Here is a 13,883-nt window from a genome sequence, read left to right on the forward strand (position 1 = left end):
TGGCTTACCAGCGATCGCAATACACTTTTTAAACAACCTCTTAATCAAATCCACGAGTTGAACCACATTCGCAGCTTATAATCGTCAGGGGAGAGGGGTAAACCCAAATAAATCGGCATCCAGAAAATAAAAGCAACTAGAATTATAAAAGTAATGGTGACACCTAGCGCCCGGAGTTGTTGATAATAACTGCGAAGGCACTGATCAACGAACCAAGCGATCGCTAAAAATACAAACACCACTGCACACATATAGTGGTAGATAAAAGCGCACCTTGTCACTTCCACCCAAGGTAGTAAGTTAGCAATATAATTTATAACTAAATACAAGGCAATCCAAGTATCAACACTAAGAGTTGCAGGTAGAGAAAAACGCTTTTCCTTCACCAAAAAAATCACTACTTGTGATCCCAGCATCCCGACTAAGAACAACATGGCAGCAACACCAAACCACCACAAAAATGGATTGCCCATTGCATGGACATCATAAATAACTTTCCCAGCACCGGGAGGCAAAGGCGGGCCCATCACAGGTAACGGTTCGGTGATACTTTTAGCCGTTTGATAGTAATATGCCATTGGTCGAGTCATCAAAGGCCATTTGTACCAGGCAGCACAATAAGGATGCACATTGGGACTATTGCCACCTAAATGTAAGTGAAACTTCAAAATTTCTTGATGTACTGCGATAAATCCGTATCTTTTATCTAGCTGAAGATGAGGAATCCAGATGATGCTGTATATAAAAGCTGGGATAATTCCTAGATAAAACAGCATCTGAAAAATGTTTAGCTGAGTCAAGTTTTGTAGCGGTGTCTGAGATGAGGGAGATGAGGGGGGTGTAAAAAAGAGTTTGGGGTTAGGAAAAGAATGTATCAAATGAATTACCCAAGCTGCTATCCAAACGAGATAAGCACCTGACAGGAACCATAAACCATTCCACTTAGTACCGACTGAAGCACCAAAAGTAATGCCAGCAAAAACTAACCAAAAGGAACGTCGCCGATTTTGATTATCTAATGCCAATAAGAAAAACCAGTGCCCTAACAAACCAAAGATGACGATATAAATATTACTTAAAGCATAGCGAGACTCAACCAGAAAGATGCCATCACAAGCTGTGAACAAACCTGCAAGCATTGCAAAGCTACGCCGATAACTCAATTGATAAGCGATCGCAGCCACAACTAAAGGGATAAATGAGCCAGTGAGGGCATTTAACCAACGATAAGTCCAAGGCGATCGCAATGAACCTGTCAGCCCATTTACCGTATCGTGCCAAAAAGGAATGTGACTACCAATCCAAATGCCGATGCCAATAATATATTGACTTAGCGGCGGATGAGCATTAAAAAATGGCGTATGCGTGAGATAATTATTACCGAATTTAGCAAAGTAAAGTTCATCAAATACTAGAGTGTTGAATCGCTCCAGTCCCCAAAATCGTAAGGCAACTGAGAGAATAAATACACTCACCATCCCAATTCGGAACCACTTTTTATTCATTATTCATTAGTCATTAGTCATTAGTCATTAGTCATTAGTCATTGAGCATGGTTATTCTTCTTGTCCCCTTGTCTTCCTTATCCCCCTCATCTCCCCCTCCACTCTTCAGGTGCATCTAGTTGGAACAGGAGTAGTTCAATACCGTAATACTTGTTTGTCCGCCCTAGTGGTTTCATACCCAGCCGTTCTGTTACACGGATTGAAGCATGATTTTCTGGCTTGACTACAGCATAAATCACTGGCAAGTTCAAAACACTAAATCCGTAGTTGAGCATAACTTGTCCTGCTTCTGTTGCATACCCTTTACCCCAAGAAGCTCGCCTCAAGTGCCAGCCTACCTCATAATCTTGAGTGGGTAAACCATCTTTTTCGGGCAATTCTAACAGAAGGATAGTTCCCACAATTGTTGTAGTTTCCTTTTCGACAATTGCCCAAGATCCAGTACCATTGTTGCGTTGGTGATATCGCTGAGTACCTTCAATCAAGCGCTGACGCTGTGACTCAATGCTTGCCGGGCGAGAGGCTTTACCCAGAAAGTGCGTAACTTCAGGGTCACTATAAATTACAAACGCTTGCTCGGCATCGCCTTCGGGTATCCAACTGCGAATAATCAAGCGTTCGGTTTCCAACAGAATTGTCATCTTACCTTTGACTAAACTAAATCGCCATTCTGCAAAATAGTAAGATACTTATGGTTCAGCAGTCAAAAGTTATCCAGAAGTTCAACTACCGTTAGTTATGCGATGCCTGCGGCGGTAAACTACGCAAATTCTGAATCTTTCCGCAGTTCTTCAGACCGAAACCCCAATACAATTTGATCCTTCGCCACACCAGCCCTAACTAGTTCCCTTGCAATCCCCTCTTCAGTGCCATCACGTTGAATCCAAATTTTGTCATTAATGATATCAATGTGAATCAGACACCCGTGAACGCGCCGTGTTGCAGTCACAGAAAGTTCAGGCACTGGTTCTCGACCAAGAATCATCACCAAATATCGATCCTGTTCTTTATCAAAAATAGTTTCATGCTGAATATCACCGTAAGAGTAAGGAATTTTCGTGTGTTCAGTAAGAATCCTGCAAATTATCTGTCTGTATTGTCCCAAAGTATCCATCGGACTATAACCTCCCGCTTTAGATTGAAAACGATCAGAGGAATTTTGTAGTCTTCCAATATAAGTTTACCAAGTGGTTCTTCCTCAAAAATGTCAGTAAAAATATCCTCATGAACAGCAATATACAAAACCCTATCTGGATAATTGCGAGAGATTACAGCAAGGTAAGTAAAGTACTGACCAATTGCCTGTTCAAGGTCTGCCACTTCTGAGTCACCACTGAAGGTCTTGATTTCAACAGCAATTTTCTGCGTTCCTTTTTCTGCTATGAGTAACTTTTCGGCTGCCAAATCCACGTAAAGATCCTTTTTTCCCCACTTTAGATGAAAAGGATCGTCGGTAATCGTCCAGCCATCTTTGATTAGGGCATTCTTCAAGTTCTCGTGGTAGCGGTCTTTAGCTGGCATAAATTACTCGAATTACAAATTACAAATTACTACCCTCGACTTTTGCCACTTCCAGCATCGTCTTTAAAACTGAATCTGGATTTAGACTAATCGAGTCAATTCCTTGTTCAACCAAAAACTGAGCAAATTCTGGGTAGTCGCTGGGTGCTTGCCCACAAATACCGATTTTGCGATCGCATTTTTTCGCCGCTTCTATGGCCATTTTCACCATTCGCTTTACACCCTCACTGCGTTCATCAAATAACCGCGCTACCAATGCCGAATCCCTGTCTATCCCTAGTGTCAACTGAGTTAGATCATTGGAACCAATGGAGAAGCCATCAAATACCTCAGCAAACTCCTCAGCCATAATCACATTATTCGGCAACTCACACATCACATAAACCTGCAAGTCGTTAACACCTTGCTTTAAACCATTTTTTGCCATCTCTGCCAAAACCAAACGCCCTTCATCGGGAGTGCGACAAAAAGGAATCATCGGGATCACATTTGTCAAACCCATTTCTTCCCTTACCCGCTTGATGGCATGACATTCTAGGGCAAAAGCTTCTCTGTAACCTTGATCATAGTAACGCGCCGCCCCCCGCCAACCCAGCATTGGGTTTTCTTCATGGGGTTCAAACTGTCGCCCACCTAACAAGTTGGCATATTCATTACTTTTGAAATCTGAGGTTCGGACAATTACTGGTTTAGGATAAAATGCCGCCGCAATTCTACCTATGCCTTGGGCTAATTTATCTACAAAATATTGGGGTTTGTCGTCGTAAAGTCCAGTAATCTCAGCAATTTTAGCTTTCACAAATTCATCTTTTAACAAATCAAAGTGAATCAACGCCATTGGATGAATTTGGATTTGGGTAGCGATGATAAATTCTGTTCGCGCTAAACCTACGCCATCGTTGGGAATTGCTGATAAACTCAATGCTTCTTGGGGATTACCCACATTCATTAAAATTTGAGTGCGAGTGCGGGGTAAGTTCTCTAAGCGGACTTCTTCAACTTCAAAAGGTAATAAACCTGCATAAACTTTTCCCTCTTCGCCTTCAGCGCAAGAAATTGTCACCTCTTGACCGGGTTTCAAAATTTCCGTAGCATTGCCGCATCCAACGATCGCAGGTACACCCAATTCTCGCGCAATAATTGCTGCATGGCAATTACAGACAATCACTGGTGTATATTTGCTGGTGAATACAACATAGTTATGATGTTCGGCAACTGTAATATTAAACACATCATCATCAAGAGTATCTTGATCAACTGCAACCACCCGTTGCATCCGAATATCGCCTGCAATTAGTTGATGGAATTTGCCAATTTTCTGTAGTTGTTTGTCAGAGATCAGGAGATTATTATCTCTTCTGAGTTTTATCTGTCCTGTGGCGTTCTCACCAAATAGTTGTTTGGTAGCAAAGAAGCGTGTTTGTATTACTCTATCGCTAACTTTCCCTTGAACTCTGTTGGTAAACTGCAATATTTCTGCTAATTTCTCAACCAATTGTACATTGTGTATTCCTCTATTTTTCGTCACTTGAGGAACAGTACCTATTTTTAAACAAGCTACAATTACAGCTTGTAATAGAAGTTCTTCTGACACATATATATGAATGCGATTATTAAAGTAACAGCCATCTCCATCAATTACACCTGCCAGAAAATTATAAGCAACTTCCACAGAGTTTTTGAGCAATATATTAACAATATTTTGCTCCTTGTCGTACAAGTCGTGAGATATTTGTTTAGAGTATAGTCTATAAGCTGTTGCTTCACCTACTACTAATTGACCTCTTATATATCCAGAAGAAGCATTTTTTTGATGTGCAACAAATGATTTATTGTAAAGTGTATTCACGCATTCGTGCATAGCAGCTATAAATTGCTGCTTTGGCAAAGTATCCTTTTGGATAAACTGTACCTCTCCACGAGTACGACGTTTATAAATCGAACCATCTGTGATAATACCTCCTAAGAAGTAAGCCATCTTGATGTTTCCTTTTTGAGGCGCATCCAGCTGGGGAATATTTTCTGCTACTACCACCATTTCTTGGACTGCAAGCATATCTTGAATTTCAGTTTTTAGATATTCGCCACCTCTAATATTAATCATTTTGTGATCTGGAGTCAGGTGCAAGCAGTTGTCAGTAACTCTACCTGTTTGAGAGACGCTGACACTAATCATTTTTGATTGTCTTTTCATTGAATCAAGAATTGGTTGCCACTCTATTTTGTTCGTCTGGGTATTTAATGATAGAGTTAGCAAACCTTCATAACCTTGCTCATAAATCTCACGCAAGGTCATAAAACCTTTATTGGTTAAAACCTTTGTTTTTCCATCAAAGCATGTTCGGCCCCCAGAGTTGGTGACAATTGCACTGGCGCGTTTCATAATTGGTTCCCAATCGGGGTCAGTTCTCTCTGTCACCAAAACTTCCCCGGCTTGGAACTGGCCTAATTTCTGAACATCTAAAATTAGACGTACTTTTCCTTGACTAATAGCTTCTCCAATCGCACGTCCAGTAATTAGAGGTATTGGGGATTGGGAAGATTTTTCTCCAGTCCCTAGTCCCCAGTTCCCAGTCTCCAATAACAATCGATAACTCCGCAACACATTTCCTGTCTTTTGCGACTGGACGGTTTCGGGACGCGCTTGCACAATAAAAAGTTGATTAGTAATGCCATCTTTTGCCCACTCGATATCCATTGGAGTGGAAATGCCGTGGACTTGGGAATAATGGTCTTCAATTAAACATGCCCAACTTGCTAGTTGTAAAATCTCTTGATCACTCAGGGCGAATTTGCCTCTTTCGCTGGCGGATACAGCCACATTTTTGGTAAATTTGGAGCCATCATCATAAATCATTTTCAGTTCTTTACTACCCAATTTTTTATCGATAATTGGGCGGAAACCAGCTTTTAAAGTTGGTTTAAAAACATAGTATTCATCGGGATTTACAGACCCTTGAACAACGTTTTCACCTAAACCATAGGCGGCTGTAATTAGTGCCGCATCCTTAAATCCGGTTTCTGTATCAATGGAGAACATCACCCCAGAAGTTGCTAAGTCAGAGCGCACCATTTTTTGCACACCCACAGCTAGAGCAATGCTAAAATGGTCAAATCCCTTGGCGTGGCGATAAGAAATGGCGCGATCGGTAAATATGGAAGCAAAGCATTTATGACAAGCTGCTAAAACTCCTTGGGTACCAACAACGTTGAGGTAAGTTTCCTGCTGTCCAGCAAAACTAGCATCGGGTAAGTCTTCAGCAGTGGCGCTAGAACGGACTGCAACATCTGTCTCTGCGTTGTATCGTTCGCAGAGACTATCGTAAGCTGTGGCGATCGCCTGCTGCAATTCTACAGAAAATGGGGTGTGGATTAATAGCGATCGCGCTTTCTTTCCTCGTTCTCGTAAATTTTTGACATCTTCAACATCCAAGTCAGCAAAGAGTTCGCGTAGCTTTGCTTCTAACCCTGCTGATTGAATGAAATGACGATAAGCGTAAGCAGTGGTAGCAAATCCGGCGGGAACGTTAATCCCTTTGGGCGTTAGCTGTTGAATCATTTCTCCCAGTGAGGCATTTTTACCACCAACTACAGGGATATCAGCAATACCAACTTCATCAAACCACAAGATGAGCGATCGCTCTTTGGCAGATTTAGATAAAGTGCTTGTCGATAGTGTCGCCATCTGTATTACCTCTTGAGTTGATGTTCAGTCTCTGAGTACGTAATCGCTAGTACCGCTTCGCGTAATTCGTAATACTCGCCAAAGGCGAGAAGCAAGCTACGTAATTCGTAATTACGTTTTAGCAAGGGTTTGAGACATTACAAATGGGTGGCTTATTTACGCCGTGCTGTACTAGTATATTTTTCCCTTGTTTAATTTTAGTGTTTGTAGCAATTGTATTGGAGAGTAAGCTAAACGTAGCTAAATTTAAACAAAAACCTCAAAGAGTCCTGACTTTAATCCCTCTCCGAACTCACGGAGAGGGACAGGTGAAAGCGTAGCAGAACCAGGGTGAGGTTTCTTTAGGCTACCGCCCACAACGCTATAATTAAAGCCAAGCAAGTCTTGTGTCAACTGGATAACTACCGCCCAGGAAACCGATTCTATGTCACCGGAAATCACCACCGAAGTAATCAATCCTACAACTGACATTCTGGACTGGCAACCCCCCATGCCACCCACAGATTTAATCTTTGATGACGGAGAACCTTTGGAAACTAACCGCCACCGCGTCGCCATGAATCTGTTGATTCGTTCCCTTAAGCATCACTGGGCAGAACGCACCAACTTCTTCACAGGTGGTAATATGTTTGTCTACTACAGTAGCAAGCAAGCCCGCAATCAAGATTTTCGAGGGCCAGATTTTTTTGTAGTGCTGGATGTCGATAGCAATCCAACGCGGTTAGGCTGGGTGGTATGGGAAGAAGAGGGACGCTACCCCGATGTGATTGTTGAGTTGTTGTCCGACTCCACAAAAGCAGTAGATTTGGGGGCAAAAAAGCACTTATACGAACAGGTGTTTAAGACAAAAGATTATTTTGTGTTCCATCCGTTGCAGCCCAATTCTTTGCAGGGATGGCACTTAAATACAGATATAGGCTACCAAATATTGTCCCCAAATCCTCAAGGTTGGTTATGGTGTCAGACATTGGGGCTATGGTTGGGCACTTGGCAAGGCAAAGTGGAAGATGACCCTGCTATCTGGTTAAGGTTTTATGATGAAGCAGGCAATGTGGTGTTATTGCCAGAGGAAGGAGAACGACAACGCGCCGATGCCGAACAGCAACGCGCCGATGCTGAACAGCAACGCGCCGATGCCGAACGACAACGCGCCGATGCCGAACGACAACGCGCCGAGCGATTAGCACAGCGATTGCGAGACTTGGGAGAAGATCCAGATCAGTTGTAACCAATATCACGACATGTCTAAGGAACATCGCGACATTCCGAATCAACATCGTGACATTCCGAACCAACATCGTGACATTCCGAACCAACATCGTGACATTCCGAACCAACATCGCGACATTCCGAACCAACATGATGACATTCCGAATCAACATCACGACATTCGGAATCAACATCGCGACATTCCGAACCAACATCGCGCTGTTTTAAAAACAAGATACAGGATGAACTTAAAAAACGCTGTAACTAAACAAAAAATTCGGGTTCAATAACCTGTTCAATAGTAAAAAGACACTCAAGGGGAAAAGTCTCTATTGGTATTTGAGTCTCATTTGCTGCGTCTCGACGGGCGCGGCGATAATATTTCTGTATCCACTCCCAATCTTCTAGAAAGCGCTGTAAGCTGGGAGTATCTTCCAGACAATCCTGAATTTTGTTTCGGCAGTTTGAGATTGTGTTAACCCAACTTTTGGTTTTTCGCTCTGATTGATATTGGCATTTGAGTAAGTGCATTAAAAGCACTTGTAAATAACTTCCAAGTTCCTTTTGTTCACTCCGACCCAAAGCCGCTAGTTCCTCTACCAAATGTTCAACGTCTAACTCAGCCCAGCGTCCTTTCTTCAGACACTCAGCCTGTTGCTGCGTCCACAGAAGAAAGTCCTGATTGTAGAGTGTTGCTTTACTCATCAACAGTTATCCTCTCTGCTTTCAGCGAAATTTCTCATATTTTCGCTCAATCCTAGCCTACAAATAATCTTACAAAAGTAATCTAGCAATTACTCCTCTCATCAGCATCGTTATCTTGCAGGTTGCGTCCGGCACAGCAACCGTTGATATGTGGGTTGAAGATAAATTCGTTTTTTAGTTGGGGTTCACCATGTACTTGGTTAGGCGTGTAGCCTAATTTATCGATCCAGATTACAAATTCATCTACGTATGGGTCATTTGCTGTCGATTTGTGTCCTTGGTTATTATGAACAAGTGGAGTGAGCAAAGCAGGTAATTGAACAGCCTTGTCACCGAAGTAGTAAAAGTGCCGTGACATCAAAACATTTATACCGCCTAAATCTGTTTCTTGATTACTGATGTCATGAACACTGGGTCGCAATACTGGTTGTTCTGCTTGGCTGTAATCGTAGATGCAATCGCCAACACGATACTCGAATATTTTGCTGTCCCACTTTGGAATTTTATGAGGACTATGAACTTGGCAAAACTCATCGTATTCTTGGAATGTCATCTTGTCCGTTACCTTCATCGCATATACAACTGAATCGGCGATATTCCCAATTGGCGACTGTGTAGAACCAAATCCTACAACCCAATCTCCAATGCTTGCTACTCGTCGGATAACAGGCTTGCAAATTGCAAGAGTGCAAAGTTCCCAGAATGGGTTAGGAGCCGCGCCATCATCATAACGTAGGCAGTAGGAAAAGAGTCTCATGAGTACAAAATTACTAAAGCAGCTAACTACTACATTAGTATGGCGCACACTACGGGTTAGCACACTTCATTATGTGTTTTTTGTTACACAATATACATCAAAAGAGTGAAGAATCAAAATTTTAATCCTTCACTCTTCATACTTCATTTGATATTTCTACGATTCTCTTCCCGATGCCCAGGTATCACGCCATTTAACAGTACCTTCTTTGGCAATCACCCAGCGACGATTTACGAGATTTTCCCGCAGAGGCGATCGCCCTTCCCGCCACATGGCATATTTATAAGCAATCAGCTTACCAGCACTCTCATCAAAGGGAATCTCCGCAGACCAGGTATTTGAGTTGATGTACTCTAAAGGATATGCTTTACCGATATCCCAGTTACCCAACTCTGGGCAATCTCCCATCACCACAATGATTTCACCGGGTTGGGTATCCACGCCAGTAAGTTGGACGCGGACAATTGTCTGTGCTTTTATCCGTTCGCCAACATGGCTAAAAACAAGCGCCCCCCGTTCTTCTAGTACTAGGTTATAAATCTTGCCGTCTTTTACATCATACTTATTGCGAGTCACAACGCAGGTATGTTCGCCATCGGGTAATTCTGTGTCCACTTCTGGCAATATAACTTCTCCTCCCCGGTTTAAAGCGACAAAACACACGGAATCACGATAGCGGCGCACATAACAGTAAACGTCGGGTATTAAGTATTTTTGCCAGTGGCTACCCATTGATACGGCTGGATTCAGTCGCCGTAAGCCAGACAGCAGCCGGATGCAACGATAAATCTCACTCTCAATATCCCAACTTTCCATCATCGGGCGATTGTACGGATCGTTACCGCCATCAGTATCGTTATGCAGATACTGTTCTGTGCCGTAGTAAATGCAGGGAATACCGCGACATGTCATAATTAAGATGATCGCTACCTTCAACATCGCTGGATCGGGGTTCAGCGATTGGAAGCGGGACATATCATGGTTATCGATGAAGGTAACTAGCTCTGTTGCCCCGTTATAGCGATAATCCTGGTCAAAAATGTATTGAATTGTTTGGAATCCGTTTTCTGAACCTTGCGCTAGTGCGGCTCGAATTGCCACGCACAAGCCAAAGTCTAGAAGTGTCATGCCTGAGTGGTTAACAAATTCCACGGAGCGATCGTCACTAGGATTACTGTAAATCCATTCACCAAAAATAAATATATCTGGTTTGTGATTGGTCATATCGCCATTGAATTCTTGCCAAAACCAGATCGGCATATGCTTGACAGTATCCACCCGCAGTGCATCCACACCCCGGTCTAGCCATTGTTTGATTGCTGACTTGATATACTCCCGATATTCGGTATTGTTTTCATTGAAGGTTGCTAGACCTGATAGTTCACAGTTTTGTACTTGCCAATCGTCTTCCCAATTTTGGACTTCGCCGTAGTGGTGATACCAATTATTGACATCATTATTGAAGTCAGCAATTTTCACTCCATCATCATACAATTCACCTTTACTACCGCTAGTATCAGGGCTGCTATGGTTGCAGACAATATCTAGCACCAGCTTCATATTCCGCTTGTGCAGTTCTGTAATTAACCGATCAAAGGTAGTATTTTTTTCTTCTTGCGTAGCGTTTAAAGAAGGGTTCTCTCCATCAGCGATGTAGCGAGGATTAATCCGCTTAAAGTCTTTTGTCCAATAGCCATGTAAGGCTGCATTGCCAACAAACAACTCTTCAACCTGCTCAAACAGTGGAGTTAACCAAAGGGCTGTCACTCCCATGTTTTTAAGATAATCCAATTTGTCAATCACACCTTGCAAGTCGCCACCCCAGTACTTACCCCAATCTTCTTTAGTTGGATCGTACAGTTCTGAGTTTGCACCTTCGCTATTATCTGGATCGCCATCATAAAAGCGATCGACCACAAGAAAATAAATGGTTTCCTGACGAAATTCAATATCTCTAGTGTAAAGAAACTCTAGATCAATCTCAGTTTCTGATGCTGGTGTTTCTATAATAACTTCTAATTCTTCTTGTGCAGAATCAACTTTATATTGATCTGGTGAAAACTGAGATGGAGGGGTTTTTACCATAAAAAAACTCAAACTTTCATGCAATTGACACTTGTAAAAGTAACAGTACAACGTTTCGAGTATTGTCTGTCACTACAAAACAAACTTCGCTATTATGACATCCGTCTTACGGTGTAGGTATCTATCGCTAGCTAGTTTATAATTCTATCGATAGATATAATTCATCTGCTAGAGGATAAAAACAAAGGAATATAGCAGTTATTAACAGTAAGTACTTCATCACAAAAATTTACAATATCTCGTGAAAGTGACTTGCGGTAAATATTGAGCCTAGCTAGTGTTTAAGTGTATATTCGACAACAGATTTTAGTACAGTCAACAAGGTTTCGTTATACCTGAGCAATACTGATTAAACCACGTATTAGCCCATTTATCTAGAATATTTGCTTCATTGAGCAAGAGTGCTGAGTACTTTTACCTGACTCAGCACTGACTAAGGTAAACTGACCATTGTCGCTTTCAATCTGTTATTACTATTAAGCAATTAATCCAGGTAGCAATTATGACCAAATATGACAAGGTTTTTAACTCAGCAAACACATCAGAGGAATCGCTAAGTCCAGAGGAAGCGGTGGCGGCGATCGCAGTTGTCACGGCGATCGCTGATTCATCCATTGAAGATGTAGATGCAGAAAGTTTAGCGGGTATCCTCTGGGAATTCGAGGTCTTTGAGGAATACTCAGAAGATGAAATCACAGAAATAGTTGATCGACTCATAGACATTACAGAACAAGAGGGAATTGGGCCTCTGTTTAATGTCGCCAAAGTATCTCTCTCAGATGAATTAGTGCTGGATGGTTTTGCGGCTGGGGTGATAGTGCTTTTAGATGATGAACTGGCCATCCCCAAATCAAAACAAGCCTACCTCAAAAAGCTACAAGCAGCCTTGGAACTTGAGGATGAAGAAGCAGAGGAAATCATCAAAGAGGTAATTGCAGCCTTTAAAGAAGCAGAAGAAGAAGCAGACGACGAAGATGAAACAGTAGTCATAGAAGATTTTAGTGAACAGACCTATGAATCTCCCTTAAAGAATTTTACAGTGCCGATTCCAGTTGATCCGCAGCAGGGCGGTAGAATTCAAAGTCAGGAAGGAGTAGTTGGCTTTTCTGATGACATCGGTACTTTGCTGAGAATCGATTATTATCCTTTCCCTCTAGAACAGTTAGAGGAACTGGAGTCTGTGGGACAACAAGAATATTTACAAACAATCTTAGTAGACAAGTATGTACCCCAGGCGATTTTTGCCAATGTACCAGATGCTTCTGTGGAGTATAGCGAATATCTGGAAGATACTTTGCGAGGCGCTTACTATGTGTTAATCGATATGCCCAAAGGTTCGACGATTTCTAAACAAGAAAATAATGGAACTGCGATCAGATTAGACGCTTACCGGGGGCTGCTCACCTTTATCAGGGGTGAATTTTTGTATATAGTTAGTAGTCAGCACAGTTTTATTAACGGCGAAACTCCCGATTCTCTTGAAGAAGAAGCTGAAGATATTAAGGAGAGTATTTTAGAGTTTGTTGAGACTATAGAGTTCACTTAGTATATGCCACCTCACAAAGGGTCAAAATAGAGTTTTTATGGTGATGAATATTAAATAATCTCTCCATCCAAAGAAGCGATCGCACTTGGGACTGACAAATAAAAAAATATCCAACTACTTCTTGTGGGGCGGGCGATACAAGCGCCTTTAACCACAGGCGGGCAAGATGCCCACCCCACAAGTAGTAGTAATTTATTTGTTGGAAATCGCTAAAGGGATTCACTCTACCAATAAACTTAGGACTTATGCATTGACAATAAATAGTAAATATGTATAACGGGGTTTAGTAGGGGTTTAGCATTGCTCATACGAAACCTGAAACAACCTATGCATGGCTAATGCACATCATGATGAATTTGTACACGGCGTAAGTCCTAAAACTATTGGGAACGGATGGCGTTCTCAATTCAATATCGATAACTGATAAACTTTTCTGATGTACATTTGAAAGGGCGATGTCTGACGACAAGCCCAGAGGCGGAATGTGTACGCTTGTCTACGCTTTTGACATACTCACCGTCCTGAAGGAGCGGTGATTCTTCCAGAGTCACCCCTTGGAATTACTGATTCAACGAGTCCACTTACTTACAATTTTTTGCAAAACTATAACCAGAGATGGTTTTCTCCTCAGTCTTTCGGTGTATTTCAACACCCTGTTTCTGTATGCCCTACAGTACAGTTCAAACCGGAATAATTGGTTCAAAGAGTGCATGGTGTTTTAAACTTTTACCCACAGAAACATTCCTCTGTGGAACCCCATAGCTTAGGTTTTCATGGTTGAGTGCATCGCTAGATGCGAGGTTTTTAAAGTGGTTGATTACCTTTCCACTATAATAAAAATACTTCAAATAGCGGTATGAAGTCAATGTC

General features: G+C 42.0%; 10 protein-coding genes. 2 read left to right on the forward strand and 8 right to left on the reverse strand.

Going from position 1 to position 13,883, the window contains the following annotated elements; translation table 11 throughout:
* Positions 1-44: 44 nt before the first annotated feature.
* From HWQ23_RS26645 to ppsA, 5 genes are all read right to left on the reverse strand, one after another.
* Positions 45-1,505, reverse strand: a complete 1,461-nt coding sequence (locus tag HWQ23_RS26645) for a dolichyl-phosphate-mannose--protein mannosyltransferase (RefSeq protein ID WP_292835206.1) — start codon at positions 1,503-1,505, stop codon at positions 45-47.
* 86 nt (positions 1,506-1,591) lie between these two features.
* Positions 1,592-2,146: a GNAT family N-acetyltransferase gene (locus HWQ23_RS26650; protein ID WP_292835209.1), complete on the reverse strand. Its 555-nt coding sequence runs from the start codon at positions 2,144-2,146 to the stop codon at positions 1,592-1,594.
* A gap of 119 nt (positions 2,147-2,265) precedes the next feature.
* Positions 2,266-2,619 (reverse strand): XisI protein, encoded by a 354-nt coding sequence (locus tag HWQ23_RS26655; RefSeq protein ID WP_292835212.1) that lies wholly within the window; start codon positions 2,617-2,619, stop codon positions 2,266-2,268.
* Complete coding sequence (locus HWQ23_RS26660; protein WP_292835215.1) at positions 2,589-3,026, reverse strand: element excision factor XisH family protein; 438 nt, start codon at positions 3,024-3,026, stop codon at positions 2,589-2,591. The genes HWQ23_RS26655 and HWQ23_RS26660 overlap by 31 nt, the downstream gene beginning before the upstream one ends.
* Before the next feature lie 19 nt (positions 3,027-3,045).
* Complete coding sequence (gene ppsA / locus HWQ23_RS26665; protein WP_292835218.1) at positions 3,046-6,711, reverse strand: phosphoenolpyruvate synthase; 3,666 nt, start codon at positions 6,709-6,711, stop codon at positions 3,046-3,048.
* Positions 6,712-7,135: 424 nt separating this feature from the next.
* Here ppsA and HWQ23_RS26670 point away from each other — a divergent pair, with 424 nt between their 5' ends.
* A complete protein-coding gene (locus HWQ23_RS26670) occupies positions 7,136-7,939 on the forward strand; it encodes a Uma2 family endonuclease (RefSeq protein ID WP_292835221.1) in 804 nt (267 codons plus the stop codon).
* Between the two features lie 245 nt (positions 7,940-8,184).
* Here HWQ23_RS26670 and HWQ23_RS26675 read toward each other — a convergent pair whose 3' ends face one another.
* From HWQ23_RS26675 to HWQ23_RS26685, 3 genes are all read right to left on the reverse strand, one after another.
* Positions 8,185-8,625, reverse strand: coding sequence for a DUF29 domain-containing protein (locus HWQ23_RS26675; protein WP_292835224.1), 441 nt, complete (start codon positions 8,623-8,625; stop codon positions 8,185-8,187).
* Between the two features lie 82 nt (positions 8,626-8,707).
* Entirely contained in the window at positions 8,708-9,382 is a 675-nt protein-coding gene (locus HWQ23_RS26680) for an Nmad2 family putative nucleotide modification protein (protein ID WP_292835227.1), read from the reverse strand.
* Between the two features lie 156 nt (positions 9,383-9,538).
* Positions 9,539-11,467, reverse strand: a complete 1,929-nt coding sequence (locus HWQ23_RS26685) for an alpha-amylase family glycosyl hydrolase (protein WP_292835230.1) — start codon at positions 11,465-11,467, stop codon at positions 9,539-9,541.
* A gap of 502 nt (positions 11,468-11,969) precedes the next feature.
* On the opposite strand from HWQ23_RS26685, the gene HWQ23_RS26690 reads away from it, so the two are divergent.
* Positions 11,970-13,013: a tellurite resistance TerB family protein gene (locus HWQ23_RS26690; protein WP_292835233.1), complete on the forward strand. Its 1,044-nt coding sequence runs from the start codon at positions 11,970-11,972 to the stop codon at positions 13,011-13,013.
* Positions 13,014-13,883: the final 870 nt, after the last annotated feature.

This window comes from Nostoc sp. JL33 (assembly GCF_017114985.1).
Lineage (GTDB): Bacteria > Cyanobacteriota > Cyanobacteriia > Cyanobacteriales > Nostocaceae > Nostoc.

Bases quoted from the DNA above. Each gene is read 5' to 3' on its own strand.
- HWQ23_RS26645 (WP_292835206.1), bottom strand. From the start codon at position 1,505: ATGAATAAAAAGTGGTTCCGAATTGGGATGGTGAGTGTATTTATTCTC.
- HWQ23_RS26650 (WP_292835209.1), bottom strand. From the start codon at position 2,146: ATGACAATTCTGTTGGAAACCGAACGCTTGATTATTCGCAGTTGGATA.
- HWQ23_RS26655 (WP_292835212.1), bottom strand. From the start codon at position 2,619: ATGGATACTTTGGGACAATACAGACAGATAATTTGCAGGATTCTTACT.
- HWQ23_RS26660 (WP_292835215.1), bottom strand. From the start codon at position 3,026: ATGCCAGCTAAAGACCGCTACCACGAGAACTTGAAGAATGCCCTAATC.
- ppsA (WP_292835218.1), bottom strand. From the start codon at position 6,711: ATGGCGACACTATCGACAAGCACTTTATCTAAATCTGCCAAAGAGCGA.
- HWQ23_RS26670 (WP_292835221.1), top strand. From the start codon at position 7,136: ATGTCACCGGAAATCACCACCGAAGTAATCAATCCTACAACTGACATT.
- HWQ23_RS26675 (WP_292835224.1), bottom strand. From the start codon at position 8,625: ATGAGTAAAGCAACACTCTACAATCAGGACTTTCTTCTGTGGACGCAG.
- HWQ23_RS26680 (WP_292835227.1), bottom strand. From the start codon at position 9,382: ATGAGACTCTTTTCCTACTGCCTACGTTATGATGATGGCGCGGCTCCT.
- HWQ23_RS26685 (WP_292835230.1), bottom strand. From the start codon at position 11,467: ATGGTAAAAACCCCTCCATCTCAGTTTTCACCAGATCAATATAAAGTT.
- HWQ23_RS26690 (WP_292835233.1), top strand. From the start codon at position 11,970: ATGACCAAATATGACAAGGTTTTTAACTCAGCAAACACATCAGAGGAA.